Origin of the sequence: Chitinophaga hostae, from assembly GCF_018224885.1 — a bacterium.
GTDB lineage: Bacteria > Bacteroidota > Bacteroidia > Chitinophagales > Chitinophagaceae > Chitinophaga > Chitinophaga hostae.
The window spans coordinates 68,067-94,682 of the sequence record NZ_JAGTXB010000028.1; the positions used below are offsets into that span (position 1 = coordinate 68,067).

Annotated in this window: 26 protein-coding genes; 13 read left to right on the forward strand and 13 right to left on the reverse strand. The window is 47.8% G+C overall.

Translation table 11 applies throughout. The annotated features are described in order from the left end of the window. Positions 1–126: 126 nt before the first annotated feature. Both KE626_RS32565 and KE626_RS32570 read right to left on the reverse strand, forming a co-directional pair. Positions 127–2,784: a sigma 54-interacting transcriptional regulator gene (locus tag KE626_RS32565; RefSeq protein ID WP_211977269.1), complete on the reverse strand. Its 2,658-nt coding sequence runs from the start codon at positions 2,782–2,784 to the stop codon at positions 127–129. Between the two features lie 156 nt (positions 2,785–2,940). After that, a complete protein-coding gene (locus tag KE626_RS32570; protein WP_211977270.1) occupies positions 2,941–4,353 on the reverse strand; it encodes an aminotransferase-like domain-containing protein in 1,413 nt (470 codons plus the stop codon). 94 nt (positions 4,354–4,447) lie between these two features. Between KE626_RS32570 and KE626_RS32575 the strand changes: the two genes are divergently transcribed. Further along, a complete protein-coding gene (locus KE626_RS32575; protein WP_211977271.1) occupies positions 4,448–5,347 on the forward strand; it encodes a DMT family transporter in 900 nt (299 codons plus the stop codon). Positions 5,348–5,392: 45 nt separating this feature from the next. Here the strand turns inward: KE626_RS32575 and KE626_RS32580 are convergent, their stop codons facing one another. From KE626_RS32580 to KE626_RS32590, 3 genes are all read right to left on the reverse strand, one after another. Continuing rightward, positions 5,393–5,989 (reverse strand): short chain dehydrogenase, encoded by a 597-nt coding sequence (locus KE626_RS32580; RefSeq protein WP_211977272.1) that lies wholly within the window; start codon positions 5,987–5,989, stop codon positions 5,393–5,395. A gap of 62 nt (positions 5,990–6,051) precedes the next feature. Beyond that, positions 6,052–6,690, reverse strand: coding sequence for a class I SAM-dependent methyltransferase (locus KE626_RS32585; RefSeq protein WP_211977273.1), 639 nt, complete (start codon positions 6,688–6,690; stop codon positions 6,052–6,054). A gap of 146 nt (positions 6,691–6,836) precedes the next feature. After that, positions 6,837–7,697, reverse strand: a complete 861-nt coding sequence (locus KE626_RS32590; RefSeq protein ID WP_211977274.1) for an AraC family transcriptional regulator — start codon at positions 7,695–7,697, stop codon at positions 6,837–6,839. Between the two features lie 126 nt (positions 7,698–7,823). On the opposite strand from KE626_RS32590, the gene KE626_RS32595 reads away from it, so the two are divergent. Then, positions 7,824–8,342, forward strand: a complete 519-nt coding sequence (locus KE626_RS32595; RefSeq protein WP_211977275.1) for a hypothetical protein — start codon at positions 7,824–7,826, stop codon at positions 8,340–8,342. Here KE626_RS32595 and KE626_RS32600 read toward each other — a convergent pair. Beyond that, positions 8,337–8,981, reverse strand: coding sequence for an FMN-binding negative transcriptional regulator (locus KE626_RS32600; protein WP_211977276.1), 645 nt, complete (start codon positions 8,979–8,981; stop codon positions 8,337–8,339). The genes KE626_RS32595 and KE626_RS32600 overlap by 6 nt on opposite strands. A 40-nt stretch (positions 8,982–9,021) precedes the next feature. Further along, on the reverse strand, positions 9,022–10,326 hold the full coding sequence (locus KE626_RS32605) for a DUF1963 domain-containing protein (RefSeq protein WP_211977277.1): 1,305 nt from the start codon (positions 10,324–10,326) through the stop codon (positions 9,022–9,024). Between the two features lie 252 nt (positions 10,327–10,578). Between KE626_RS32605 and KE626_RS32610 the strand changes: the two genes are divergently transcribed. From KE626_RS32610 to KE626_RS32620, 3 genes are all read left to right on the forward strand, one after another. Continuing rightward, positions 10,579–11,037 (forward strand): SRPBCC family protein, encoded by a 459-nt coding sequence (locus KE626_RS32610; RefSeq protein WP_211977278.1) that lies wholly within the window; start codon positions 10,579–10,581, stop codon positions 11,035–11,037. Positions 11,038–11,064: 27 nt separating this feature from the next. After that, positions 11,065–11,808, forward strand: coding sequence for an NADPH-dependent F420 reductase (locus KE626_RS32615; RefSeq protein ID WP_428845046.1), 744 nt, complete (start codon positions 11,065–11,067; stop codon positions 11,806–11,808). Positions 11,809–11,881: 73 nt separating this feature from the next. Further along, complete coding sequence (locus KE626_RS32620) at positions 11,882–12,493, forward strand: DedA family protein (RefSeq protein WP_211977280.1); 612 nt, start codon at positions 11,882–11,884, stop codon at positions 12,491–12,493. Positions 12,494–12,570: 77 nt separating this feature from the next. On the opposite strand, the gene KE626_RS32625 is transcribed toward KE626_RS32620, so the two are convergent. Then, positions 12,571–14,370 carry an AMP-dependent synthetase/ligase gene (locus KE626_RS32625; protein WP_211977281.1) on the reverse strand — a complete coding sequence of 600 codons (1,800 nt, stop codon included), beginning with the start codon at positions 14,368–14,370 and terminating at the stop codon, positions 12,571–12,573. 238 nt (positions 14,371–14,608) lie between these two features. On the opposite strand from KE626_RS32625, the gene KE626_RS32630 reads away from it, so the two are divergent. The 4 genes from KE626_RS32630 (at position 14,609) to KE626_RS32645 (ending at position 18,321) form a co-directional block, all read left to right on the forward strand. Continuing rightward, complete coding sequence (locus tag KE626_RS32630; RefSeq protein ID WP_211977282.1) at positions 14,609–15,298, forward strand: SH3 domain-containing protein; 690 nt, start codon at positions 14,609–14,611, stop codon at positions 15,296–15,298. A gap of 97 nt (positions 15,299–15,395) precedes the next feature. Beyond that, positions 15,396–16,160: a DJ-1/PfpI family protein gene (locus tag KE626_RS32635; RefSeq protein ID WP_211977283.1), complete on the forward strand. Its 765-nt coding sequence runs from the start codon at positions 15,396–15,398 to the stop codon at positions 16,158–16,160. 113 nt (positions 16,161–16,273) lie between these two features. Further along, positions 16,274–16,936 carry a dihydrofolate reductase family protein gene (locus KE626_RS32640; protein WP_211977284.1) on the forward strand — a complete coding sequence of 221 codons (663 nt, stop codon included), beginning with the start codon at positions 16,274–16,276 and terminating at the stop codon, positions 16,934–16,936. A gap of 176 nt (positions 16,937–17,112) precedes the next feature. After that, positions 17,113–18,321 carry a TlpA family protein disulfide reductase gene (locus KE626_RS32645; protein ID WP_211977285.1) on the forward strand — a complete coding sequence of 403 codons (1,209 nt, stop codon included), beginning with the start codon at positions 17,113–17,115 and terminating at the stop codon, positions 18,319–18,321. Here the strand turns inward: KE626_RS32645 and KE626_RS32650 are convergent. Next, positions 18,301–19,281 (reverse strand): metallophosphoesterase family protein, encoded by a 981-nt coding sequence (locus KE626_RS32650; protein ID WP_211977286.1) that lies wholly within the window; start codon positions 19,279–19,281, stop codon positions 18,301–18,303. The genes KE626_RS32645 and KE626_RS32650 overlap by 21 nt on opposite strands. 116 nt (positions 19,282–19,397) lie before the next feature. Here KE626_RS32650 and KE626_RS32655 point away from each other — a divergent pair, with 116 nt between their 5' ends. Next, positions 19,398–20,093, forward strand: coding sequence for a DUF2461 domain-containing protein (locus KE626_RS32655; protein WP_211977287.1), 696 nt, complete (start codon positions 19,398–19,400; stop codon positions 20,091–20,093). Between the two features lie 66 nt (positions 20,094–20,159). Here the strand turns inward: KE626_RS32655 and KE626_RS32660 are convergent, their stop codons facing one another. From KE626_RS32660 to KE626_RS32670, 3 genes are read right to left on the reverse strand one after another with little or no spacing between them, the layout of a single operon-like run. Further along, on the reverse strand, positions 20,160–20,690 hold the full coding sequence (locus KE626_RS32660) for an SRPBCC family protein (RefSeq protein WP_211977288.1): 531 nt from the start codon (positions 20,688–20,690) through the stop codon (positions 20,160–20,162). A 28-nt stretch (positions 20,691–20,718) separates the two neighbouring features. After that, the gene (locus KE626_RS32665; protein WP_211977289.1) at positions 20,719–21,189 is read right to left on the reverse strand and encodes an SRPBCC family protein; all 471 of its coding nucleotides are present in this window, start codon (positions 21,187–21,189) and stop codon (positions 20,719–20,721) included. 31 nt (positions 21,190–21,220) lie between these two features. Next, on the reverse strand, positions 21,221–21,535 hold the full coding sequence (locus tag KE626_RS32670; RefSeq protein ID WP_211977290.1) for an ArsR/SmtB family transcription factor: 315 nt from the start codon (positions 21,533–21,535) through the stop codon (positions 21,221–21,223). Positions 21,536–21,664: 129 nt separating this feature from the next. Between KE626_RS32670 and KE626_RS32675 the strand changes: the two genes are divergently transcribed. From KE626_RS32675 to KE626_RS32685, 3 genes are all read left to right on the forward strand, one after another. Further along, positions 21,665–23,698, forward strand: coding sequence for a tetratricopeptide repeat-containing sensor histidine kinase (locus KE626_RS32675; protein ID WP_211977291.1), 2,034 nt, complete (start codon positions 21,665–21,667; stop codon positions 23,696–23,698). After that, positions 23,691–24,320, forward strand: a complete 630-nt coding sequence (locus tag KE626_RS32680) for a response regulator transcription factor (protein WP_211977292.1) — start codon at positions 23,691–23,693, stop codon at positions 24,318–24,320. The genes KE626_RS32675 and KE626_RS32680 overlap by 8 nt, the downstream gene beginning before the upstream one ends. Positions 24,321–24,438: 118 nt before the next feature. Continuing rightward, a complete protein-coding gene (locus KE626_RS32685) occupies positions 24,439–25,278 on the forward strand; it encodes a hypothetical protein (RefSeq protein ID WP_211977293.1) in 840 nt (279 codons plus the stop codon). Between the two features lie 94 nt (positions 25,279–25,372). Here KE626_RS32685 and KE626_RS32690 read toward each other — a convergent pair. Then, on the reverse strand, positions 25,373–26,616 hold a 1,244-nt coding region (locus KE626_RS32690), incomplete at its 5' end, for an RNA polymerase sigma factor (protein ID WP_249207870.1).

The window sequence follows — 26,616 nt, forward strand, 5'->3', positions numbered from 1 at the left end:
CTGGATACCAATTACATAAGTGATTGAAAATCAGATTTTATAGATAAAACAAACTATATCATTTTTCACTGTATTTAGTGAAATCACGATCTGATTCACTGAATACAGTGAAAAATTAAAGTGTTGTCAGGAGAAGTAGTCGCTCTTATAAATACCTAGTTTTTTCATTTTAGAATGAAGGGTATTACCGGGAATTTTCAATACTTCCGCAGCGCTGCCTGCACCGGAAATTTTGCCTGCGCAACGTTTTAGTGTTTCAATAATGTAGCTGCGTTCCACTTCGTCTAAGGAACGGTTTAATAGCAGCGCCGGGTTTTGCTGATCTTCTGCTGCATTTTCCGGGATATAGATATCTTCAATTTTGCCATCTTCAGATAATAATATACTGCGTTCTACCAGGTGTTCCAGCTCCCGTACATTGCCGGGCCAGGTATAGCTGCGCAGCTTATGCATCACCCTGGGGGATATGCTTCGGATTTTGCGCCCGGTACTCCTGGCATATTTCTGTATAAAGAAATTCGTCAGCGGCTCAATATCTTCCAAACGTTGTCTTAACGGTGGTAAGTGAATGGGAAATACGTTGAGACGAAAATAGAGATCGGCCCTGAAGCGTCCCGCCTTTATTTCTTCCTCCAGGTTGCGGTTGGTGGCTGCTATCAGGCGAACGTCGAGCTTTATGGTTTGTTTGCCGCCTATGCGTTCCAGTTCACGTTCCTGGATAACGCGTAGCAGCTTAGCCTGTGCGTCGAGCGGGAGTTCTCCTATTTCATCCAGGAAAAGGGTGCTGTTGTTGGCGAGCTCAAATTTTCCAATACGACGGTCAACAGCGCCGGTGAATGCTCCCCGTTCATGTCCGAATAATTCACTTTCGATCAGGCTGGCGGGCAACGCGGCGCAATTCACTTTTACCATCAACTTCTCCTTTCGCGGGGAAGCATTGTGGATGGCTCTTGCAATCAATTCCTTACCGGTACCTGTTTCACCCGTTACTAAAACGCTGGTGTTGGAATCCGCTACCAGCGATATCAGGCGATATACTTTTTGCATGGCCTCACCGCTGCCAATGATCTCTGAAAAGTTGTAGATAGTCTTGATCTGTTCTTTCAGGTAATCATTTTCTACTTCCAGTTTCTTTTTATAACCATCCAGTTGCTCGTTTGCCTGGATGTTGGCAATAGCGATAGATATTTGCGCACAGATGCCTTTTACCAATAAAGGGCTTAGCCGGTTGGCAAGCATCCAGATCGTACCAATATTTTTGTCGCCTACCCGTAACGGTAACGCATACATGTTTTTCAGTCCGGTTGTTTTCCATAGGGTGGCATATGCATTGCCATTCTTTAGCTCTTCTTCCACGTTGAACATAAGGCCTTCCTCACTGGCCAGCACCTGCGCCGTATAGGTTTCTTCAACGGTAATACGGATGGCAACCATATCGTCGAACGTGCCTTTCGTGTTGGGAAACAGGGAACGGTCATACATAAACGACGACAGGTGGATCCCATCATCATCTATTACCCGGATCATGGCCAGCTGGGTGTGCATCGTTTTGTCGAGGACCGTGAAAATGGCTTTCTGCAGGTCCAGCCGCGTTCTTACCCGGGTAATGTCTTTGCTGAAATCCAGGAGAAAGGATTGTTCCTCCTGGGTTTTGGTAATTTGTTCGTTGGCCATAATATTGGCCATTGCGATGGATACCTGCGCGCAGATACCTTTTAATAACTTCACGTTGATGTCGTCAAGATCAAGTAGTAGGATACCCAGGTTCGTTTCGCCGTTCCGTAAACGGATGCCGGCAAAATTCTCCATTCCCATTTGTTTCCAGTATTGCAGATAGGCAGAGTCGGGGCTGCGTTGTATTTCCCTTTCCGTATTGAACAACATCGGGATAGCACTGTTTAATATACGGTTCTGGATCCCGTCGTTGATCGGGAAAACCGAGTTTTCCAATGCCGTTAGTATCTTTTTATCGTGTGTTTTGGAAAGGTCGTGCACATAAGGACTCAGGGCTTTTTTATCTTCATTGATCCGGCGAATAACGAAACCGCCGGATGGATTCAGCTTATGCAACGCGCCCTGAACGGCCCGGGCAAGCCCTTCCTTTGTTCGTACGGTGGCTATTTCGCTCGAGAAATCCAGTAAGAATGATTTTTCTTCTTCCTCCTTCAGCAACTCTTCATTCTTGATAATGTTGGAAACAGCACTTGATATTTGCGGTATAATGCCGTTGATAATACTTCTGAATTCCGTACTAAAGCCCCCGGGCTTGTCGGTATAAACATGGAGAAACCCCATTGCTTTTTCTTCCTTCATCAGCGTGGCCATGAGGATTTCTTTTACACCTTTTTCATAGTTCACCCGCAGGAAAGGAGGGCTTTGCGGCTCGTTCATGATATCTTCCAGTAAAAAAGAGATGGGCGCTGCCGCGTGCAGCACAGACTGAATAAACGGTTCATTCAGCGGGAACCTGGAATGCACCATTTCCTGGTACCGTTGGTGCGAGCGGATAGGAGAGCCATCATTGTCGAGTAGAAAAGGCGTATAGGTGGCATCTTTATAGTCGATGAGGGTCACAATGGTATGACTGATATAGAAAAGTCCCTTGATTCTTTTTTTGAAAAGAAGGATTAGGTCATTTTTATCGCGCACCTTGGTAAGATCACTACTTAGGGCCAGCAGAATTTCACGCTCTCTTTTATATTGTTCCACTGTTTGCAACAGCACATTGTCTGATGGCGCAGCTGCCTTTTTTCCGGATTTTGAGTCCCGGCTATTTTCTTTCATCCCTTCATTTTTCATTATCGGCGCAGTTGTGTGAGGCGGTTGTAAGCAGATATGATTTCAGTACCTGTGAACCTGGTTTTTTTGTGACATTAGTTCACTTAAATGTACTCCTTTTTTATGAGTTTAAACAGCTAAATGGTGAATCCTTTTCCCCGATCAGATCCGCTTTGCAAGCGTTCCAAGCTGTTTTAGTTTCGATTTTATTTCTTCAGACCAGGGCAGGCCATAGCAAAGTCTCATGCAGTTCCGAAACTGATTTTGGAGCGTAAACATGCGGCCGGGTGCGATGCTGATATGGTGTTTAATGGCCAGGTCATAAAGTTCCCGGGTGTCTGTATCCTTGCTAAACTCCACCCAGATGGCCAGTCCTCCCTGGGGTCTGCTGGTTTTTGTGTTCTTCGGAAAATAATCTGCGATTGCCTGCACATACTGCTGGTAGTTATGTTGTAACGTTCTGCGAAGCTGGCGTAAATGATTTTCGTACCTGCCCGACCTGAGAAAACCTGCAACGGCTTCCTGGATGATAGCGGCGGAGGATATGGAATGGATTAGTTTTAATTTCAGGAGTTTTTCCTTGTATTTGCCCGGTGCCACCCAGCCTACGCGATATCCGGGTGCGAGTGTTTTTGAAACAGAACTGCACCATAATACATTCCCTTCCGTGTCAAAAGATTTGCAACATTTCGGACGTTGGTTACCGAAATACAAATCGCCGTATATATCGTCTTCGATCAGCGGAATGCCATGTTGGGATAAAAGGGTCACGATTTCTTTTTTATGTTCGTCAGACATGCGGCTGCCCAGCGGCGTGTTGAAATTAGGTACCAGCAGGCAAAGGTTGATTTTGGGAACGGCTTTTCTCAGGGCTGCTATATCCAAACCTGTAGTGGGATGTGTGGGCAGTTCCAGCACTTTAAATCCGAGACTGATGGCCAGTTGCAGCAAACCGGGGAAGCAGGGGCTTTCCATGGCAATGGTATCGCCGGGCTTGCCCAGGGCCATCAGGCAAAGTGATACGGCATTGATGGCGCCGTTGGTGGTGATCAGATCGTCTTCATGCAGATGGCCTCCCCAGGCCAGGGAGCGCATGGCAACCACCTGTCGCAGGTTTACATTGCCTTGCAAAGGTTCATAGGCGGTACCGCCTTCTTTGAGTTCCCGCGTGGCATGTACAATATCCTTTTTTAGTTTCGCCAGCGGCAGCAAGTCGCCCGATGGGGCACTGATGGAAAACAATGTAAGGTGATCATCTCCCATGTTGGCATATACTTTACTGATCAGCTCATCCGGCTCATTGTTTTTAGCCATGGAGGATGGCTTGCTCACTGCCGGCAGCGGGAGTTGTAAGTAGGGAGTACTGCTCACAAAATAGCCCGACTGAGGCCTTGCATCGATCATCGACCGGCTCTCCAGCTCCAGGAATACCCTTTTGGCGGTGTTCATACCAATCGCATGTTCCTCGCATAATCTTCTTACGGAAGGTAGTTTGTCGCCCGGTTTTAAAACACCTGTCCGGATCTGGCTGGCTATTCCGTTTGCAATTTTATTATACAGAAAATCTTTGCCCATGTCACAAATGTAACTGTGTCCATTAAAATATACAAAACTGGGACTGTGTTTATTGTAATACGGGGTATACCTTTACAAAAAAGTAATCAGTACAATGGACAACAGCAGCACCTTGCCCGGCAGGTTCACAGCCAATAGCAACAGGGGATGGATAAATGGATTTATCGGTGTGCTCATTTTCAGTGGCTCGATGCCGGCAACAAAGGCGGCGGTCCTGGATTTCAGCCCGTTTTTTTTAACGGTTGCCCGTGCCGGCATAGCGGGACTGCTGGCGTTATGCTGCCTGTTGATCTATAAAGAGAAGCGTCCCGGCAGGGAGCATCTTTCTTCCCTGGTGGTGGTAGCCATCGGTGTGGTGATTGGATTCCCGTTACTGTCGGCTTTGGCGCTGCAGTATGTAACCTCCGCCCATTCCATCGTATTCCTGGGCATGCTGCCGCTTACCACCGCTATATTCGGGGTGATACGTGGAGGGGAGCATCCGCGGCCGGTCTTCTGGATATGCGCTGTTTCAGGAAGCCTGTTGGTGATAGGATTTGCAGTTGCCGGCGGGCTTTCGGCCTCATCGCCGGTTGGTGATACACTGATGTTGCTGGCGGTTATTTTATGCGGACTGGGGTATGCAGAAGGAGCAAAGCTTTCGAAAACACTGGGAGGATGGCAGGTAATATGCTGGGCCCTGGTGCTGTCGCTCCCGCTGATGGCGCCACTTGTATGGTACCTGTTCCCATCGGAGCTCACCAAAATTGGTATGCCGGCCTGGATGGGCCTGGCCTATGTTTCGGTATTCAGCATGCTGATCGGTTTTGTATTCTGGTACCGGGGATTAGCGCAGGGAGGCATCGCCGCTGTTGGACAGATACAGCTGCTGCAACCATTTTTTGGATTAGCACTGGCTGCCACTTTATTGCACGAACAGGTGAGCATGGCGATGGTAGCGGTAACTGTGGGTGTTATTCTTTGTGTTGCGGGGTCAAAGAAGTTTGCCAGGTAAGAAAATGTTACAGCTACAGTTCCAACTGTAGCTGTAACAGATGTATCAATACACTTTTATCACCTGCCCGGTGCCTGCGCCCAGCACGCTTTTATGATAGGCATACACCACCTGTTTCATGGTTGCAGGAATATGTCCCGGGAAATACGGGAAGTATGCCGGCGACTCTTCCACCACGGTAGGACTTACCGCATTAATGCGTACTCCATTATCCAGTTCAATGGCAGCGGCACGTACAAAGGCTTCCACTGCACCGTTGGCCGCAGATGCGTTGGCGCCGCTCAGTACAGGGAATTCCGTTAATACGCCGGAAATCAATGTGAAAGAACCTTTGGGGTTGATATGATGTTGCCCGATCAGCACCAGGTTGATCTGTCCCATTAATTTGCTGTTGATACCAATACTGAATTCCTTATCCGTCATGGTTTTGAAAGGACCAAAATATGCATCGCCTGCAGTACTGATAAGCGCATCGAACGATCCTGTTTGCCGGAATAAATTTTCTATAGATGCCGGTGAGGTAATATCGGCCTGGATATCGCCACTTTTGGAGCCTACCCTTATTATCTCGTGTTCTTTTTCCAGCGAGCCGGCAACGTGCTTTCCGATGGTTCCTGATGCGCCTATGATAATAATTTTCATTTGTTTGAATTTTTATTTTTACAGAGAAATGTTAGTGTTGAATTTCGGGGAAATGGAAGTCATCAGCGTTGTTTTCTTCCTACAAAACGGATAACAGCGCCTTTACCTGTATGATAGGCGCCCGCTGCCAAACCGGTTTCTTCTTCCTCCAGCATCAATACATCATAATTTTCAAAGTCTGCTATGATGTCATCTTTTGAAAATAACATGTCAATATCACCAGGGCCGCCCACTTTAGGGTCCTGCGCTTTGAAAGCAAGATGTTTTTTGCTGAAGGCTTCAAAAATAACGATGCCGCCGGGTTTGAGATAATGGCTTAATTTCCGGTGAATGGCTGCTTTTTTTTCTGCTCCAAAATGCGCATATATCAGCCCGATCGCATCGAATGACGCATCGTCAAATGCCAATTGTTCCAGGTCGCCAACAATGTAATCGAGTGTAACATCATGCTCCCTGGCCAGTTGTAGGGCCTTTGTCCGGCCTTCTGTACTGAGGTCGGAGGAAGTTACTTTCCACCCAAGCTGCGCTGCAAATACGCCATTGCGCCCTTCACCATCGGCAGGCATTAATATGGAACCCGGTTCAAATTTTGGAAGCCATTCCTGGAAGAATGTGTTGGGAAGTTTTCCATACGCATATTCCTCATTTTTGTAGCGGTCGTCCCACATGTTTTTGTATTGCTCGTTCCACGATTGGTTCATAACTGTTTTTTAAGGGTGAAGAATGTTTGGTTTTCCCTGTGGCCCGCCGGATGTGATATAAGCCGGCAAATGCTGAAGTAAACCCGTTGCAAAGGTAATACCGGTGGTCAATGCGGCAGTAGGATAAAAATGCAGTTAAATAGGATTTATGAAAAGCGATGCCTGAATGTTTCCGGCGAATATCCCGTATGCTTTTTAAAGAACCTGATAAAATAAGAAACATCTTCATATCCGAGGCGGTCGGCTATCTGGTTTACCTGCTCAGATGTGGCCAGGAGATATCTTTTGGCCTCCAGTATCATATGCTCGTTAATCACCGCAGAACAGGTTTTACCTAACGTGGCTTTGGTAATGGCATTGAGCTGCCAGGCAGAAAGGTGCAGCATCTCCGCATATTCCGATACAGGCTTATGGCTGAAGGCATGGGCTGCCAAAAGCGCTGAAAAATTTTCCAGCTGTTCCTGCGTATATAGGTTGCCGTTACCGGAAGAGATGCCGCTTTGCAGTCGCCCTAATGCTATGAAAAAAATATCCATGCTGGCTTTGATCACCTCCTGGTATTTTTCCTGTTTACCGGTATATTCTTCGAAGATGCTGATCAATATAGTCAGCAGTTTTTGAAACGAATGTGCGCCGGGCTGGTAGTGGTTAACACGGGCTGCTTTATGCAACAGTTGTTTGGATGTATTGCTTTGCGTAAAATAAAAGTCATCTCTGAATTGCATCATAAACCCGGTAGTGCCCGATTTCAGTACCAGTTGATGTACCTGGCCCGGCCGCATAACGAAAACAACATGGTCGCTAACAGGGTAGGTGCTGAAGTCAATATCATGATGACCAGCCCCGTTTTTTATAACAAGTATATAATAGAAATCATGCCGGTGAAGTTCCTGCACCATGTCCCTGGTGGCAAGTTCTTCACCGATATCCCGGATGCCGAAGCTTTCCGGCCATGCGGGTGCCGTTTGTGCAGTGTTAATTTGTCTTACCGGGATATGCTCCATCATACGGGCCATTAACGTGGCGATGCATCAAATGTAAATACAATTTTCATATAGATATTCTTTATCTTTAGCACACAGCTACTGTGCAAATCATCCAATTGTTTAATGCCATATTTAAAGGAAACCGACATGAAGCAACCCATTCTTATCGCTGTTCTTCTCCTGACAGGCCTCGCGTCCTGCAAACCCAGGAAAGCCATTGAGTTTAAAAAAGTAATTGAGCAACAGGAACGTAATGCTATTAAAATTTTGATCAGTGAAGGGAGCCTGGAGGAAGAAAAACTGAATTGCCTGGTAAAGCTTGACTTTAAAGGTGCAGCCATCGCGGTAGATAAACAGGAGAAGGCGTTCGATAGCATTTTGAAAGATATAACCACATTGCCGGCAGATGGAATCAAAGAGGGAGATGCGCTAAAGACCGCTGCCAGCAACTATTACAGCGCGCTTAAAGTGCTGCACCTGATCGACCGGAAAGAAATTGAACAACGGGTAGCCTCGTATGATAAGGATCCGGATATTGTAAGACTGGCACAGGACAGCCTGTTGCAGTTAACCCGTGAAAGCCTGGATTTGAATCGGAAAGCACAGGAGGAAGGAGCTGTGCTGCATGAGGCGATGAACCGGTTTGATATGGCTAATGGATTATGAGTGTTCACCCGGAGGAAAGACAATATCTTTCCGGTGGCGCATTTCCTTTGCAATCTTTTTACCCGCATCATCCTGCTCTGATAGCTTTGAAATAATATTTTCGTAGGAACCGGTGTCCTTATCCTGGCTTAGTTTGAAAATGTGCTCCAGTTTGGTGACCGCTATTTCAAAAGCTACGATGGCTTTTAGCATCGGTTGCACGTAGGAGGAGGGCAGTTCTTTGTATAGTGCCGGAGACACGGGATTTTGTTCAAAATGAGCCGTCGTTTCTTCCAGGATGGCCATTAACCGGTTCTCATCCAGGAAATTTAATTCCCCGTGCGCGTGTACCGACATGTAGTTCCAGGTAGATCCCTGCCTGGGATTGCTGTACCAGCTGGCACTGACATAAGAATGGGGACCGTTGAACAGCACCAGTACCTTCGGGTTATCGGTAAAAGCCTTGTGATGGTCCGTTTGACGCATCATATGACCGCGCAACAACAGTTGTCCGTTGTGCTCTGTGATCAGCACCGGAATTTGTGTGGCTACAGGAAACCCTTTTGCATCAGCGCCGCAAAGAACAGCAAACGGATGGGCTTTAATAAATGCAAGTACAGATGCAGCGTCCTTATCTTTATGATAGGGTAGGTTATACATGGCTGATAGTTATGGGCTGCAAGATAATAACATTTGGTGGTTATGATTGCCCCCATGCAAATTCACAGTTGTCGAAATTGTGCTGTTCGAGATCTGCCCTGGGAATTAATACGCTAAATACACCTTCATCATTAAAGCCATTTTCACCTACCTGGAGTAACAATATTTTATCAGAATACGTGATGGCGGCAATTTCTCCTGCCGAGGCCTGGCAATGGGTATAGATACCAAAGATCTTGGATCTGTCGGAGCCGGCGAAGTAATCCCAAATTTTTCCGCCTGCTTCTTCTTCCTCATCCTCATCTTCCGGCTCACTGAAACGTTCATCCATTGATTCGGTATCGGCATAGATTTCATCTATCAGCACGCCGAGGAAAAAATGATCGGTATGTTCGTTGATAGTCCGTACCAGCTGATCATTGGGAACGTCCGCATAGATCACTTTCCCTTTATCATGGAGGAGGTCTGCAAAGAAAAGCAGCTGGCCGGTTTTAGGCAGCAGCCCGGTTTTGTCGAAAGGAGAAAAGCGCGACAGGTCCAGCTGTGCGGCAAACCGTAAATTTTCCGGAGGCGTTACACCGGGTGGCAGATCGATCACCGGACCACCATACCTGGATTGGCCGGGAGCAATGCTGATATCGGTATGTTTTACATGCATGTCTTCCATCCAGTTTTGTTGCTCCATAGATGCCGGGTAATATTGTTTACTGCCAGCCGTAAAACTGATAATATTAAACGAAGTGGCATCGGTATCCGAATCGTTGGAATAACCATCCGGCGATAAATCCATCGGGGTACCCGCATCGTAAAACTGTTTCATCCAGTTGTCGAACGATACCTTATGTTTTTTCTGTGCGGCTGCGATCATCCCGTCGGGGTTACCGACCGGGTCCTGCAGAAAATGTTCTTTGAGCCATTCCCGGTAAGCGGATGCATCTTCACTGACAAAGGCGTCGTCGCTTTTGTAAAAGTAAGCTTCGGTATGGTCAACATATATTTCTGCGTCATAGGTCAGCAGGCGCATGAGCTGCAGTATATTTTCAGCGACTATATGTACACCGCCCTCATCGCCGAATACCACTATGGGCATGGCGTTCAGGTCTTTGCCTTTCCGCTCGTCCCATAGGGCATAGAACGAACCGGTGCCGTTGGCCTGTGCAAAGGGCATGAGGCGGTCTAAAAATGCGGTGTTGTCCGACCAGGATTTCAAACCGGATTTATCATCTACCAGTAGATAGAAGCCATCTGCATAATCAGGCATTTCGTTTTGGAAGGCGTGGAGGAAAACAAACTCTCTCATGGGGTACCGGCCGCCGAAGTTTTGTTGAAATTCTTTTAATTCCATTTTAGGGTCGTTTATAAATTTCTACACTAAATTTCTTACTCTTTATGTTCTCTCCAATATTACCATTTTATTATTTATTGTAAGAAGACAATTGCCGGGGTACCGGGTTAAATCCCCGTATCCTGAAGAAATATTTGTGTAACTCAAAAGTTACTTATATATTTGAGTAACTTTAAAGTTACATATTGGCAGGCGCAGGGGATGGCCTCCCGAAGCTTCGCCACCTTATTATTCAACTTAAAACGCGGCAAAATGACAACTCCGGATTTTAGTACTGCCTTTTTGGTAGATCAGACGGCACATGAAGTATTTAATGCGGTTACCAACGTTCGCGGATGGTGGTCCGAAAATATTGAAGGCGGCACAGCCCAGCTCAACGACGAGTTCACTTATGCTGTGAAAGACCTGCACAAATGCAGGATGAAGCTCATCGACGTGGTGCCGGACAAAAAGGTGGTTTGGCTGGTGCTGGACAACTATTTCAGTTTCATAACCGACCAGGCAGAATGGGTGGGTACCAGGATTGAGTTTAATATCACTGAAAAAGATCAAAAAACACAGCTGCACTTTACGCACCATGGCCTGGTTCCGGCATATGAATGTTACAATATCTGTTTTGACGCCTGGAGCAACTATATCAATAATAGTTTGCGCAGCCTGGTCACCACAGGCAAAGGGCAGCCAAATGCCAGGGAAGGCGTAACTGCATAAATAAAACGGACCTTATTAAAACACCCGATCATGAATATAGGTATCATCGGTGCGGGCGCCATTGGCGGCGGACTGGCATCAAAGCTTGTTAAACTGGGCCATGCCGTTTCCATTGCCAATTCCCGCGGTCCGGCATCCTTACAGCAACTGGCGGCGACCACCGGGGCAACGGCCGTCACGGCAGAAGAGGCCACTCAAAATAAACAGGTAATCATCGTGGCCATCCCGCAGAAAAGTATTGCAGATCTTCCTAAAAGCCTGTTCCGGCATCTTCCGGAAGAAGTCGTGGTCATTGAAACCGGGAATTACTATCCTAACCTGCGCGACGGGGTGATACCGGCACTGGAGCAAAGCGGTATCGACAGCAAGTGGGTACAGGAACAACTAGGCGTTCCCGTAGTAAAAGTGTTTAACTCCATTATTGCGGAAAGCCTGATTGAAGGGGGTAAGCCTAAAGGCGCCAAAGACCGCATTGCCCTGGCTGTTTCAGGTGATGATCCGGCGGCAAAGGAAGTGGTATTTAAGCTGGTCGACGAATTAGGTTTTGATCCGTTTGATGTGGGCACCATCGCCCGGTCATGGATGCAGCAGCCAGGTTCGCCCGTTTATTGCCGGGACCTTGGTATCGGGGAATTAAAAAGAAGAGTGGATACCATGGCTGCGCAGGCTGGCATGAAGGAAATGGTTAGCGCAAAACGATTGACCGATGAAGCGCTGATGAAGAAAGACTACCCGGCTTATTTGAAAAGTTTGCTGGATCCCGTTTTTTAAAGGGCAGTTCCCTTTTATGTTTTATTTTTACAGGAAGGACCTATATCCCGAACTGTAAAAAATCATGTGAAGAATGTCAGATGCGGCATCGTTCATCGGCTACGGCGGCTTACTTTTTTTGTTTTTATCTGTTTATGCGCAAACAGGCCTTTTCTTCTGTTTCTTTTTACCCAGCGGCGGATTTATGTTCACTGCCGGCGTATTGATTGCTACCGGTGGCTTTGATTACAACCTGGTACTGGTTTGTACCTTGCTGGCTATTGCCGGTGTGGCGGGTAATATCACCGGTTACTGGTTTGGGAAGAAAACGGGTCACTTGTTATACAACCGGAAAGATTCCCGGTTCTTCCGTCGCCAGTACCTGGATTCCGCGGAGCAGTTTTATAACAAGCATGGTGCGGTGGCATTGTCGGCGGGTATGTTTCTTCCGCTTATCCGTACTTTCGCGCCGGTTGTTGCCGGCATGATCCGGCTGCAGTTCCGTCGCTTTCTTTTATTTACTACCATCGGCTCCATTGGCTATGCGGTTAGTTTTACCTCAGCAGGTTACCTGATCGGCAGCATGCCCTTCCTGAGGCCTTATCTGAAATATTTTATTATCATTATCGTCACCGTGGTAACCATTCCCGTGGTGATAAAAATTGTACGGGAATTCCGAAAGGGGGGAACGCCTCCTGCTGCGTGATACCTGTACGCAAAAAAATAGCCGGGCTTGGAAAAAGCCCGGCTATTTTTTTGTTGATATAAGAAATAGGTCTGCCGCTAAACCGCGTAGATCTTGTCAATTACCGCTTTATACTTCTCGAGGACTACCTTTCTTTTCAGACTGAGCTTCGGCGTCATTTCTCCGCCGGCAATACTCCATTCTTCCGTGAGCAGCTCAAATTTTTTGATCTGTTCCACGTGATTAAAAAACTGGTTGTATTTGTTGACCACTTCCCCGTACATCTCCAGTACTTTAGGGTTTTTAATAGCATCTTCATTGGTGGTGAAAGGAATATTCTGTTGGTTCATCCAGTATTTCAGGTAGGTAAACGCGGGTACGATCAACGCGCCCGTAAACTTTTGCTCAGAGCCCACTACCATAATCTGTTCTATAAAAGGACTTTCCTTTAATTTATTTTCGATGGGCTGCGGTGCTACATATTTTCCGCCGCTGGTTTTAAACAGCTCTTTTTTCCGGTCTGTTATTTTCAAAAATTTATTATCTACCCAAACGCCTACATCACCGGTGTGTAACCAGCCATCTATCACGGTTTCGGCGGTGAGGTCGGGGCGTTTGTAGTAACCCTTCATCACAGAAGGTCCTTTTACGCAGATCTCTCCGTCTTCTTCCAGTCTTACCTCGATGCCGTCGATAGGAGGGCCTACGGTGCCAAACTTCATACCACCGGGCGATTTCCGGTTAACGCTGATCACAGGACTGTTCTCCGTGGGGCCATATCCTTCGTATACGGGGATCCTGGCTGCATTGAAAATACGCAGCAGCTTTTCCTGGCAGGCCGCGCCACCGGTTACGATGAAGCGGATATTATTGCCCAGGGCCTCCCGCCATTTACTGAATATCAGCTTATTGGCAATGGCCAGCTGCAGGTTGTACCAGGGGCCTCCGCTGATGTTATTATCATATTTCCCTGCCAGCGATACGGCCCAGAAAAAGAGGGAGCGTTTGATGCCTGTTAACCCGCTGCCCGTAGCCATGATCTTTTCAAATACCTTTTCCAGCAGTCGGGGTACCGTGGTAAAGCCATCGGGGCCTATCTCCTTGAGGTTGGCGCTGAGGGTATCGATACTTTCTGCATAATATATACTGATACCACTGTACAGGTATATGTAGGTCACACATTTTTCGAAGATGTGATTCAACGGTAAAAAGCTGAGTACCTTACAGGGCTGCGGAGCATCTTCAAAAGGGAAACTCGCTTTGGACATCATCACGTTTGACACGATATTATTGTGCGTGAGCATCACACCTTTCGGTGTGCCGGTGGTACCGGAGGTATAAATAAACGTAGCTACATGGTGGGGATCAATACCGGCTTTGATGGTTTCCACCTGTTCCAGCAAAGCAGGGGTGGCCTGTTCGCTGATAACGGACCAGTGCGGGGCGCCGGCAATTTCGTCGAAGGTGTATACCTGTTTCAGGGAAGGCACCGCGTCCCTGATGCTGAGTACTTTGTCGAGCAGCTCCCTGCTGCTGACAAACATATATTTTACAGCGGCGTTCTCCAGGATAAACTGCAGCTCGGCCGGATTGGTGGTGGGGTAAATAGGTACCAGTATGGCGCCGGTTTGTTGTACGGCAAGGTCAGTAAAAACCCATTCAGGGCGGTTATTGCTGATAATAGCAATTTTATCGGCGCCCTCCGGGGTAAAATCATTTCCTCCTACGCCCAACTGTAACAGGCCGGCACTGAAACGATTCACGATGTTGAGCACAGTGGCCGTATCATAGGTTTTCCAGGAGCCATTGACCTTTGCGGCCAGCATATCCGGTTTAGGGAATTGTGACAACTGCCAGGTAACTGCATCAAATAGTCTTTGCTTGGAAACATTGTTCATATGTGGACGTTTAATACTTGTTCTTATTTCAATTAATACCAATTACCCAATAGGTGCTTTCTCTAAGATAGGAAATACTTTGACCTTTTAGCTACCAGGTGTTAGCTTTTAGTAAATGCAGCCGAAATTATCCTGTTGGAGCAAAAGCGTGTAACCGGAAGAGTGTGGCAGTATCGATTCCGGGAAAAGTATATATTTGTTTGGTTAACAATATCCCTGTTTAGATAATTATCCCCTGATGAAATTATTTCTCCCGGTTCTCCTGCTATTTACTTTTTTTCGCGTACAGGCACAATTTGCAGTGGTGGAAGATAAAGACGGCTATGTGAATGTTCGCCGGGACCCGGGCACGTCGGCGCCTGTTATTGGCCGCATTCAAAGCGGCGACGTCGTGTTTTTAACAGACCAGAAAAACGGGTGGCAGTATGTTGATTGCTATATCAACCATAAAAATACGACTGGGTATATACACCCGTCCCGCCTGAAAGCAGTGGATAAGTTTACCTCCGCACATAGAGTTGTTCATTCCGCTGATAGTGTTTTCTTCCGGCTCGGTAACTTACAGGTGGGCATCCGGGAAACGTCCTTTGTGGCAAAGAAAAATCGCATCCGTTACCGGAAAACAGAAGCCGGGCGTATGGTTGATAAAATCAATGACCGTTCCTTTTGGGGAACCGATGGCTACCTTCCCGCTTCACAGTATCAGCATATCACCTGTTTTTGGGAGGGAAAGGAAGTCGCAGTACCGGATAGCGCCATCAACGATGTGTTTAATCCGAATCTGCATATGACAACTGTTTTATACGACAAGGGTACTAAACGGTGGTATATTGCTGCCACCAACAGTGATGGGGCCGGAGGATATGAAGTGATATGGGTGTTTGAACAAGGGGAGTATAAGCAGCGGTTTGTATACTATGGCTTTTAATCTTTTCCCGTATATCGGAATTGTCCCGGTTAGTGAAACAATCGTCCTGATTTGTGTAGCGTATAGCCGTTAACTTTACAACATAAACTTTTCCATTATGAAACAGTTGTTGTTCCTCTTCTTATATTTGCCGGTCATTTCATTTGCCCAGAAGTCGTTGCCCACTTATGTTTGTCCGCCCTGCGGCGCCTGTGATACGCTGGTATTTCATCAACCCGGTGTTTGCACGGCCTGCGGAATGCTCCTTGTCAACAAGGATTCCCTGGATAAACCTGCAACAACGGTTTGTTTTTATTTGTACGATGGCGTGGAAGTGCTGGATTTCGCCGGACCAATGGAAGTATTTGCCCATGCGGGGTTTAAGGTATTTACGGTGGCTAAGAAGAAGGCACCGCTGGTGTCGCAGCGTATTCTTACCATTGTTCCCGATTATAGTATTAAAAATGCGCCACCGGCAAATATCCTGGCTTTTTTTGGCGGGGATGAAGAAGCATCTGCCAATGACCCTGAAGTAATGGCGTGGATACATTCCCGTGATAAGGTCACCGATACCTATTTTTCAGTTTGCACCGGGGCGTTTATTCTCGGCAGGGCAGGGTTGCTGGATAACCAGACGGTTACCACCTTCCATAGCCGGATTGCCGATTTGCAACGGGCGGTACCGAAGGCGAAGGTATTGGAAAAGGTACGCTATATAGACAATGGGAGAGTGATTACCACAGCGGGTATTTCTGCAGGTATTGACGGCGCCCTGCACCTGGTGGCCAAGCTGAGGGGAGAAGAGGTGGCTGCGCTGGTAGCAAAGCAGATGGAATATGATAAATATGTACCCGGCCAGGGAATGGTGGTGGCGCATCCGTAAATTCACTGGTGGTAAAAGTCACGTTTGCCCTGTGTTTTTACGTGTATTGAGCGTAAATTTGAGCAGCCGGTCGTCACCGCCGGTTATTTCACATCAAGCAAAAACGGAGAATTATGAGAAAGATCATCGTTACCACTTTTGTAACCCTCGATGGAGTAATGCAGGCGCCGGGGGCTCCGGAGGAGGACCCTACCCATGGTTTCAAATGGGGCGGCTGGTCAGCCAAACATTGGGACAAGGTGATGGAAGAAACGATGGCCGCCTCTATGAGCCGCCCTTTTGACCTGCTGCTGGGCCGCCGTACCTACGAAATTTTTGCCGCCTACTGGGCCTTTGTAAAAAATAACCCGGTCGCTGAAAAGTTCAACAGCATCCACAAGTTTGTGGTATCCGGTAAACCGGTGGAGTTAAGCTGGGGCCCCGCCACGCTGATCACCGGTGACGCCCTGGCAGGTTTGCGCCAGGTAAAGAAAACGGAAGGCCCCGACCTGCTGGTAAACGGTAGTAGCCGGCTGGTACAAACCCTGTTGGAAAGCGGTTTTGCGGATACCCTGCACGTGTGGACTTTCCCGGTAACAATCGGAAAAGGCAAGCGGTTATTCGCAGAAGGTACCCGCCCGGCCGACTGGAACCTGGTAGACACAAAGGTGTCCACCACTGGTGTAATCATGGCCAGCTATCAGCCGAAAGGGGATATCAGTGTAGGAACCATGGTAACGGAGGAACCATCCGAACTGGAATTAAAAAGAAGAAAAGAGTTGTCGAAAGAAGAATAACGCGGAAGTATATACCCGGCTACTATCCGGGCTCCCGGCATACGTACCAATAGCCGGCAGCCTCCCTGCATGATCTTATCTACCGGAAATAAAATTTACAAAGCCCGCAGGGCTTTTGTATTATTAGCAGGTAAACAATTTTACCAATTTACCGGGTCCCTGTTAATCTGTTGTTTATGTTTCGCGCTGTCGTCTTTTTCCTATTATTCAGTACAACGGTTTTTGGCCAGATCAAAACCGGAGAAAAAGCATCGGATCTGCATATCACGCATTGGATATCGCAGGTGCCGGAAGATACTTCCCTGCGGGGGAAGTTCCTCGTGGTTGATTTCTGGGCCACCTGGTGCGCACCCTGCCTGGCCGGCATACCACATATGAATGAACTGGCTGCCGCCAATAAAGATGTTCCCAACCTGGTATTCCTCGCTATGACAGATGAACGGGAAAGTAAGGTACGGCGCCTGCTTCAGAAAATACATTTCTCGGCCGCGGTTGTTGCTGATACCACCGCTCAAACATTTATCAATTATAAGATCAACTCGATCCCGTTTTGCTTACTGATAGATGATCACATGGAGGTAAAATGGGCGGGAGAGGGCGGAATGCTCACCAACGAGGCCATACAGGAATTTGTGCATCGAAAGCGGGTTACCGCGCCACAGCAAAAAAAAACGACCCTGTCGGCCACAACGCGTAACATGTATGATTCATTGCGGGCAGTCTATTATAAGGTGTTTGAAGACAGCAGCATAAAGAACTACTTCAACCTGGGCCCATTACTGAATGAGCCATACGGCAGCCGGCTAAACCAGAGCGGTACCGGGTTTTATCACCAGGTGGTGGTGGGGAAGCCCATGCCGGATTTTATTGCGGAGCTATCCGGTGTGAGCACTGCCCGGATCGTATTGCCCCCCGCAATGCAGGGCGCTTATATTTCCTTTTGCTACAAGGGCGCCGGGAAAATGAAGGACAGCTCGATGCTGGCATACCTGATGCGGAAATTTGACCTGCAATCGACAGCCCGTGCCCAGTTACAGGAAGTGATTACGTTAGAAGTAACAGATACGGCACGGTTGTACAGCGATTTACCGGACCCCTCCTCGGGTATCAGCCGTCTTAGTACTGAAGACGGAATTATTTCCCTGCTTAATAACAACCTGCAGGCAATGGCAGGGGCGTTGCAGGATCATTTTGGCTGCCAGGTGATGCTCAAAGATGCGGCACAGTTTACACGCAATATCAACATGACACTAATGACAGCCGATTTCCCCAAACTACAGGCATCCCTGCTTACTTATGGTATTCAAGCAACAAAGCGAAAACAAACCCTGGAAGTGTATCATTTTGATTACAGCAGTAATGTATCAAACCCGCGGCTTCGCTAACAGCATTACTTTGTGATCGCTGATGCTGGTGGGGAACCGGGCTTTTACCCTGTCTGGCACCGCATCCCGGTAAGTAGTGGTGCGACCTTCAATATGCAGCCATCCGGACGGATCCAATGTTACAAAGGCATACAGCGCGTCTTTATAGTAATGTGCACCGGAGTTGGTGTATACGTAACTGGCGCTGTTAAGCAGGAAATAATGTACCCCGTTTCTTTCGCCATACCGGTCGTCATGATCATGACCCATGAATACGGCGGTTACCTGCGTGTTTTTACCCGCCCGTTTTGCAGCAAGATTAGCTTCATCAAATATCGCCAGGATTTCATCCGCGTTACCAATTTCCTGGAAAAAATCGCTCAGGAACACCGGCTGATGCATAAAAACAATAACGGGATACCTGGCTTCTGCGAGATCCTGTGTTAGCCATTCCAGCTGCGGTTTATCGGTAAAACTCCGCATGGGCGCAGGCAGCGGCCCCCAGTTGCTGTTGTTGTAGTCTACCAGTGTATGATCTTCCTGCCGCAGGAAATTTCTGTCCATCACCACAAAATGATAGCCGCCCTGGTCAAAGGAGTAATAGGGTTTCTCCATTCCCCACAACTGCATAATGGTGGCTTTGTCGCAAACATCCATATCATGATTACCCAGCACATGATATTTGGGTCCGCGAAACCGGTTCCATTCCGCCATGATCCCTTCCGATTGCTTTGGCCGGCAGAAATCGCCGCATTGAATAATAAAGTCGGGCGATACTTTCATCACATCATCCATAAACGTTTTTAACCTGGTTACTTCCGGTTTGCCAAACTGTAAATGATGTAAGTCGGAGATAATACCGATGCGTAGTTTTTTTGCGTCCTTCACCGCGGGATGAATAGGAACAGACCATGTGCGGCCGGCCATCAGCAAGCCTGCGCCGGACAGGCCTAAATTTTTCAGGAAACTGCTGCGTTTCATTGTCCACCAAGTTTTTTTGAAAGTAGTTATATTATCCGGCATTTCCAATGAGCGGGATACAAAGTCTGCGCAAAACAAAAGATCTTATATTTGCGGAGCTAAAATTACCAATCGATATGGCAAAGAAACAAAAGACAACCGTAGGAATACATTCGTCCGGTTTTGATTTTTTAAATACGCTGAAACAGCACAATAACAGGGATTGGTTTAACGAACACAAAGCTGCCTTCCAGCATGAGCAGGAGTTGGTGGAAGAATTTGCAGAAGCGTTACTCGGACAGCTCAGCACGCACGACCTGATAGAAACACCTTCCGGGAAAAAAAGCCTGTTCCGCATTTACCGCGATACCCGTTTCTCCCATGATAAAACCCCTTACAAAACACATTGGAGCGGCAGCTTTAAGCGAGCCACCAAAAGCCGCAGAGGTGGATATTATTTTCATATTGAGCCGGGCAACAGCTTTGTAGCCGGTGGTTTCTGGGGGCCTGTTCCGGAAGATCTGAAAAGGGTGAGGGATGATATTGCTTTTGATCCGGCGCCACTGAGAAAAATCCTGCGACGCAAATCATTTATCGCCACTTTTGAATCGTTGAAGGGAGAGCAGCTGAAAACCGCGCCCAAAGGCTTTGATGCCGATCATGAAGCCATTGACCTGTTGCGCTTTAAGCAGTACCTGCTGATCAGGCATTTTTCTGATGAAGAAGTGTTAAGTGAGCAGTTCCTGCAGATGGCTAACCAGACGTTTAAAGAGATGCGCCCGTTTTTGGATTATATGAGCGAAGTGCTGACCATGGATGCCAACGGGGAATAGATACGAAACAAAACCTCCACACGCCCGTTGTGAAGGTTTTGATACCCGATTGCTGCATTAGAATTTTTATACTGACTGAATCCGTTCGTTATAAACTTTCTCCAGCACCATATGGCTTTTCCAAAAACCTTCCGGCGTTCTGCCTTCCAGGTTGGCAATTAGTATGTCCACATGGTTATGCCAGCCGCTCGCCATGCTTACCTGTACTTCTTTGCGTGGGCTCATATTGCGATGGGTGAGCGTCAGCAACACCCGGTCGGCCTGCTCTTTCAGCTCAAAGGTTACCTCCGACTGATCTTCCCAGGTAAATGCCAGCAGGTGAGGGGCATTGATTTTTGTGACAGTACCGGTGAAGTGATGTCCATCTTTCATATCCTTATACTTTTCAGGAATAGGATCGGGGTGGGGACTCAGATCCTGGTGACGAAAGTATAAGTCTACTTTTCCTCCTTCGAAAGGTTCCAGTTCTCCCGATGCCAGCCACTTGCCACGTTTTTCTGATTCCGTGAGGTAGGCCCATACTTTGGTGATGGGACCAGGCAATGAGCGTTCGAACCGGATGGTGCCCGGCGCGGTGATTGTTCCGTATTTTTCCATGAAATGTGATTTGGGTGTTAGATAAATGCTATTTATGACCGCCCGCCGCGGGTGGAAATTTATCGGCGATAAGGTTCAGGTGAATGCCGTGTTCGAGATAAGCTTTTAAGCCATCCAGCACAGTGGTAAATCCACCGGTGGAATCATTGATCTTGCTGATCAGTTCATCGCCCTGTTCGGTGAATCCGTAGTTGCGGATCACCACGTAGGTAGTGCCATCTCCCATATCCTGGAACATAAAGTCTACCGCGGTGGCAGGCTCGCCCCAGTCGATCGATATTTTTTTGTTGGGAATAATTTCTTTTACCACAGCTTTCGCGGACACATTATACATCTCCCATTCCCAGGTCACCGTTTTGCCCGCTGCCAGTTTATCGCTGCCTTTTGTAAACCAGAAATGTTTGGTGACTGCCGGGTCAATAAAAGCTTCAAAAACGGTGCTGACGGGCTTTCTGATCAGCATCTGTGTTTCTACCCCGGGTGTTTTTTTTGCTGCCATCTTACATTATTTATTACTGATTGGTAAATGTTTAGTCGGATTCGTTCAACAAATTTTCGAGTGCATCCAGCCTGCTGCTCCAGAAGCTGCGGTATTGTTCCGCCCATTGAGCTACTTCTTCCAATGCCTTGAAATTGGCGCTGCAATGGCGCTCCCTTCCCTGTTTTATCATTACTACCAGCCCGCATTCTGTAAGTATGCGCATATGCTTGGATATGGCCGGTTGACTCATGTTAAAATTATCCGCCACTGTGTTCAGGGTTTGCGTCTGCTTCGCCAGTAATCCTATGATCGCCCGCCTGGTAGGGTCGGCAATCGCCTGAAACACATCTCTTCTTGCTTTCATTTCACTTTGCTATTTATGATATATAACCATTTGGTTTAGTAAAACTATATATAACCATTTGGTTTACCAAATTTTTTTTCAAACGGATAGGGCATTATTTTTGAAACAAACGCGCATCAATTCACCTGCATGTTTACCCGCTACCAACGCATACCATTCTTTATTGTACCGTTGCTGATGATCCTTGTTGTCATTGGCAGCCACCAAAGTTATGCCCAGTCTAATCTTGCCGGCAAACGGGACAGTTTGCTCCGGCTGTTAAAAACGCAAAAGGACACTGCCCGCGGCTTTACGCTGCTGCGCCTGGCAGATAACACCCTGCGTACCGCCAACGGCAGGGATACCCTGGCAGTGCTGTATGCACAGGAAGCGTATAGGATTTTCAACAAAAGCAATAATGGCTTCGGCATGGCCTGGGCAAAATTTGAGGAAGGCACGGCCTACATGGATATGCGGCAGCTGGACCGCGCATTGCCCTTACTCACCGCCGCTAAAGAGATCCCGATCAGTGACACCGTGAAAAGAAAGAACGAACTGCTGGGCACCATCTGGAACCAGATTGCGGTGGTATATGATGACCAGGGCAACGCGGCCTTGTCGACCGATATCATGATGGAAAAAGCGCTGCCCTATTTCGAAGCCGCAAAAGATGAACGGAACATCGCTTTCACCAGCGCTTCACTGGCCACCACCTTTCTTAATTTCAAACAATACGAAAAAGCCATCAGCTATTATAAAAAAGAATTGATCGATTATAAAGGACCCAAAAAAGAAAGCTATTTCGCAGTAGATTACAGTCGCCTCGCTTTTTGTTTAACAGAACTGAAACGATACGCGGAAGCCCGGCCCTTCCTCGATTCGGCCGAAATGATCCTGCAGGAATATCCGGTGTCCTATCCGTGGATGAAATACCATTATGCCAACGCCAACTGGCATCACCGCCAGGGCATAGAACAAAAAGCCCTGCAGCAATACAATGCTGCGCTGCAGGTGGCGGACAGCATCCACGATAAATACAACACGGTTAATATTCTCTTTGGAAAATATGAGGTGTTTTATGCCTTGAAAAAATACGACAGCGCCAGGACTACCGCTTACGGTATTTATCATATCAACCTCGCATTGCAGGACACCGTAGCATTAGACAGGGTAGGCATTTACAAGGTATTGTATGAATCGGAAAAAGCCACGGGAAACAATACTGCCGCACTCCAATGGCTGGAACGTTATTCGGGTTTGGCCGATACCATTCACAAAAGAGAGGAGCAGGTAAAACTAAACGACCTGGAAGAAAAATACCAGGCCCAAAAGAAAGAAGGAACGATCCTGAAATTACAAAACAGGTCGAGACAACAGCAGATCACGCTGGACAGGGCGCGGTTAACTGCGGTGTTGCTCATCGGCGCTTTGCTGATAGCGGGCCTGTTGCTGGTTATCTTTGCCGTGCTGGCGCGCAATAGGAAAAAGAACGCTGAACAGTTGGCCATCATGCACCGGCACCAATCGCAGCAACAGGAAAATGAAAAACAGCTGATGGTATATAATGCCATGCTGGAAGGACAGGAGAAGGAGCGCAGCCGGTTATCGTCCGATCTGCACGACGGACTGGGCGGGATGTTGAGCGGTATCAACCTGAAATTGCAATCCCTTTCGGATATATTGCCCGGCGCTTCGCAGGCGTTGCAACCGCTGGCCTTTCAAATGGGCGATGCCGTAAAAGAGCTGCGGCGAATTGCGCATAACATGATGCCGGAGAACCTCCTGCGGTTCGGGTTAACGGAAGCGCTGAAAGATCTGTGTGAACGGCTGCAAACGCCGCAAACCCGTATTGTATTTTATGCTGCCGGTATCAGCGGGGATATGCCACAGCAGGAACAGCTGGCGATCTACCGGATCATACAGGAGCTGCTGGGAAATGCTTTGAAATATGCGGCCGCCACAGAAATTATGGTACAATGCATACAAAATGGAGAGGAATGCAGTATTACCGTGGAAGACAATGGCGCCGGATTTGATGCGGAAGCCGCCGCCGCGCAGCAGGGCGTGGGATTATTGAATGTAAGAAACAGAACAAAATATCTGCGGGGCAGTATGGAAATACATTCGGCCATGGCCACAGGTACCAGTATTCAAATCAATTTAATGGTGAGCAGTTATGCCTGATGCAATACAACTTTTATTGGTGGATGATCATCCGATGGTGCTGGAAGGCCTCCGGTCACTGTTACGGCTATATGAAGATATCAATATCGCGGGATCCTTCACCAATGGACCAGATGCCCTGGCTTTCCTGGAAAGCCATACCGCCGATGTGGTGTTGCTGGACATCAATTTGCCCGGTATGAATGGGTTTGAGCTTTGTAAATCTTTAAGAAAAAAATATCCGGCTGTAAAGGTCATCGCGCTCAGTACCCATACAGAGCGGAGTATGATCACCCGCATGCTGCAGAACGGGGCCGTCGGTTTTTTATCAAAAAGCAGCAGTGCGGTTGAACTCGCCGACGCCATCAGGGCAGTGCAACGAAACGGGATTTACCTCGGACAGGAAATACAACAGGGGATGGGTACACCGGCTGCCGCCACCACATCATTGCCGCATCTTACCCGCCGGGAAAAAGAAGTGCTTGCACTGGTTGCTGCCGGTAAAAGTACACAGCAGATCGGGGAGGCGCTGTTTATCAGCTTTCTCACCGCCGAAACACATCGCCGGAATATCATGCAGAAATTTGAGGTCAGCAATGTTGCCGCGCTGATCAAACTCGCGGTAGACAACGGTTTGGTATAACATCTCCCATGATATACCTGGAAACAGGTAGATCGCGAAATACCGGATTTTTCCGATTGTCCGGCGCTGACGTTTTCTGTTCCTTTGTGTCATTCTTTATTAAAAACCGGAGGTTCAGATGAAAAACAACGTGATACTGCTTGCTGCCGTGGCGCTGATAGCCGGCTTCTCCGGCTGCAGCAAAAAAGATAACCCCGCACCACAAAAACCTACGAAAGATATGGCCGGCTGCCAGGGCTATGCATCCGGCTACGCCAATTCCGGCATAGTAGGAGCCGCCAATACATTCGATTTTAAGATCTCACAAAACAACCAGTTCTTCGCGGAAGAAGTAGGTATACAAAGAGGCTTCTGGAATGGCATCCCCGCCGAAGTGCATGTATTATACGAACCTGCGGAAGACTACCGTAATGCTTACGCCAGCCCGGATGGAAAAATTCTTTTCGGATACGAAATGTTCTATTACCTGGTGCGGTCGTTCAGCAAAATATCGGGCAGCAACAACTTGTCGCCCTTGCCGGTCGACGGTGTGCTGGCGCATGAATGGGGCCACCGGGTACAGTTTACGGTAGGGTGGAACGACTATACCAAACCATCTTACCGGGAACTGGAAGCGGATTTCTTTTCGGGGTATTATATGGGCTTAGCCAAGCAATGGTTGTGGGGACAAATACAAACCTACTACAACGCTATTTACGCATCGGGCGACTACTACTATAACTCCCCCGATCATCACGGTACACCGCAGCAACGGCTGAATGCAGCTTATGCAGGTCTTACCACCGCTGTGTACGAACTTAATAACAACGTGCATTATACGTACAACCAGCTGCACAGCATTTTTAACCAGAAAGTACATGATGAAATAGGTGCGAGAAAAAGTTCAGTATTCCCGGAAGTCGTGTATCCCAAAAATCTTGATAAGGAAAAGATAAAACAGTTGTATCCTACTTTGTGACCCTGGTGGAAAAGGCATCACGGCAGCGAACCTGCTGTGATGGCCAACCACTAAAGCGGCTGTCCCCCAAAAAAATGCAGCAAACACCAGGTATTTAACGGCACCGTTCCATCTTTTGCCGGATCACCTTCTGATCGGCCGGCGCCACGGCAAGTTCCAGCGCGGTTTCAAAACACGCCATTGCTTTTGCGTTATCAATACCCGTATACAGTTCACCGAGCAATACATGATACAGGTGGAGCGCTGACAGGTTAAGTTTCAGCGCTTCGGCAATAGCAGCAGGTTTGCCTTTGGCTTTTGATAAAGCATAGGTTCTGTTCAGTGCGGCCATAGGAGAATATTCCAGCTGCAGCAGGTGGTTATAGAACTGCAGGATAAAATTCCATTTTTCCGGCGTATCTGCTTTGATGGTATGCCAGTAAGCAATCCCTGCTTCCAGGTGATATTTGGTGAGTTCGTTGCCCTGTGAGGCAGTATGCAGGAAAGCTTCTCCCTGTAATATTAATTCCCGGTTCCACAAACTGGTGTCCTGGTCGTCGTACAACACCATTTCTCCCGCGGGGTTTATCCTGGCCTCAAACCGGGACGACTGGAAGCTCATGAGTGCCAGCAGCGCATGAACCGCCGGTGTGTTGGTGGCTTCGTGGGCAATGAGCAGGGAGGTGAGCCGCATGGCTTCCAGGCACAGATCCTTTCGGATAGAGCTGTTATGACTGGCAGAATAATAGCCTTCGTTAAAAAGGAGGTAAAGCGTTCTGAGTACAGTTTCCAGGCGCTTGTGAATATCGGCGGGACCGGGGAACTCAATCTTTATCTGTTCCGCTCTCAGTTTATCTTTCGCCCGCTGTAATCTTTTGGTGATGGTTTCCTTATTGGATAAAAAGGCATCCGCGATTTCTTCTATGCCAAAGCCGCAGAGGATGCGGAGAGCCAGTCCTATCTGTGCTTCCGCAATGATGGCGGGGTGACAGATGGCGAACATCATCTGGAGCTGGCTGTCCTGGATATTTTGGTCGGAGAGGTCTATTTCCGGTGTATGATCCGTTGCCGCTGCCGAATATTTTAGCTGTGCCGCAACTTTTTTTTGAAAGACGGATTCATGCCTCAGGTAATTCTTTGCCTTGTTTTTTGCCACCGTGTACAACCATGCCACAGGATTTTCCGGCAGGCCTTTCAGTCCCCATATTTCGGAGGCCGACAAAAAAGTATCGCTTGCCAGGTCTTCCGCTATTTCTATGTGTTCGAACCCAAACAGTTTACATAATACTGCTGTGATCTTACTGTATTCGGTTCTGAACAGGTGTGGAATCAATTCGTTTTTCTCCATAAAAAAATAAA

Bases quoted from the DNA above. Each gene is read 5' to 3' on its own strand.
- KE626_RS32565 (WP_211977269.1), bottom strand. From the start codon at position 2,784: ATGAAAGAAAATAGCCGGGACTCAAAATCCGGAAAAAAGGCAGCTGCG.
- KE626_RS32570 (WP_211977270.1), bottom strand. From the start codon at position 4,353: ATGGGCAAAGATTTTCTGTATAATAAAATTGCAAACGGAATAGCCAGC.
- KE626_RS32575 (WP_211977271.1), top strand. From the start codon at position 4,448: ATGGACAACAGCAGCACCTTGCCCGGCAGGTTCACAGCCAATAGCAAC.
- KE626_RS32580 (WP_211977272.1), bottom strand. From the start codon at position 5,989: ATGAAAATTATTATCATAGGCGCATCAGGAACCATCGGAAAGCACGTT.
- KE626_RS32585 (WP_211977273.1), bottom strand. From the start codon at position 6,690: ATGAACCAATCGTGGAACGAGCAATACAAAAACATGTGGGACGACCGC.
- KE626_RS32590 (WP_211977274.1), bottom strand. From the start codon at position 7,697: ATGATGGAGCATATCCCGGTAAGACAAATTAACACTGCACAAACGGCA.
- KE626_RS32595 (WP_211977275.1), top strand. From the start codon at position 7,824: ATGAAGCAACCCATTCTTATCGCTGTTCTTCTCCTGACAGGCCTCGCG.
- KE626_RS32600 (WP_211977276.1), bottom strand. From the start codon at position 8,981: ATGTATAACCTACCCTATCATAAAGATAAGGACGCTGCATCTGTACTT.
- KE626_RS32605 (WP_211977277.1), bottom strand. From the start codon at position 10,326: ATGGAATTAAAAGAATTTCAACAAAACTTCGGCGGCCGGTACCCCATG.
- KE626_RS32610 (WP_211977278.1), top strand. From the start codon at position 10,579: ATGACAACTCCGGATTTTAGTACTGCCTTTTTGGTAGATCAGACGGCA.
- KE626_RS32620 (WP_211977280.1), top strand. From the start codon at position 11,882: ATGTCAGATGCGGCATCGTTCATCGGCTACGGCGGCTTACTTTTTTTG.
- KE626_RS32625 (WP_211977281.1), bottom strand. From the start codon at position 14,370: ATGAACAATGTTTCCAAGCAAAGACTATTTGATGCAGTTACCTGGCAG.
- KE626_RS32630 (WP_211977282.1), top strand. From the start codon at position 14,609: ATGAAATTATTTCTCCCGGTTCTCCTGCTATTTACTTTTTTTCGCGTA.
- KE626_RS32635 (WP_211977283.1), top strand. From the start codon at position 15,396: ATGAAACAGTTGTTGTTCCTCTTCTTATATTTGCCGGTCATTTCATTT.
- KE626_RS32640 (WP_211977284.1), top strand. From the start codon at position 16,274: ATGAGAAAGATCATCGTTACCACTTTTGTAACCCTCGATGGAGTAATG.
- KE626_RS32645 (WP_211977285.1), top strand. From the start codon at position 17,113: ATGTTTCGCGCTGTCGTCTTTTTCCTATTATTCAGTACAACGGTTTTT.
- KE626_RS32650 (WP_211977286.1), bottom strand. From the start codon at position 19,281: ATGAAACGCAGCAGTTTCCTGAAAAATTTAGGCCTGTCCGGCGCAGGC.
- KE626_RS32655 (WP_211977287.1), top strand. From the start codon at position 19,398: ATGGCAAAGAAACAAAAGACAACCGTAGGAATACATTCGTCCGGTTTT.
- KE626_RS32660 (WP_211977288.1), bottom strand. From the start codon at position 20,690: ATGGAAAAATACGGAACAATCACCGCGCCGGGCACCATCCGGTTCGAA.
- KE626_RS32665 (WP_211977289.1), bottom strand. From the start codon at position 21,189: ATGGCAGCAAAAAAAACACCCGGGGTAGAAACACAGATGCTGATCAGA.
- KE626_RS32670 (WP_211977290.1), bottom strand. From the start codon at position 21,535: ATGAAAGCAAGAAGAGATGTGTTTCAGGCGATTGCCGACCCTACCAGG.
- KE626_RS32675 (WP_211977291.1), top strand. From the start codon at position 21,665: ATGTTTACCCGCTACCAACGCATACCATTCTTTATTGTACCGTTGCTG.
- KE626_RS32680 (WP_211977292.1), top strand. From the start codon at position 23,691: ATGCCTGATGCAATACAACTTTTATTGGTGGATGATCATCCGATGGTG.
- KE626_RS32685 (WP_211977293.1), top strand. From the start codon at position 24,439: ATGAAAAACAACGTGATACTGCTTGCTGCCGTGGCGCTGATAGCCGGC.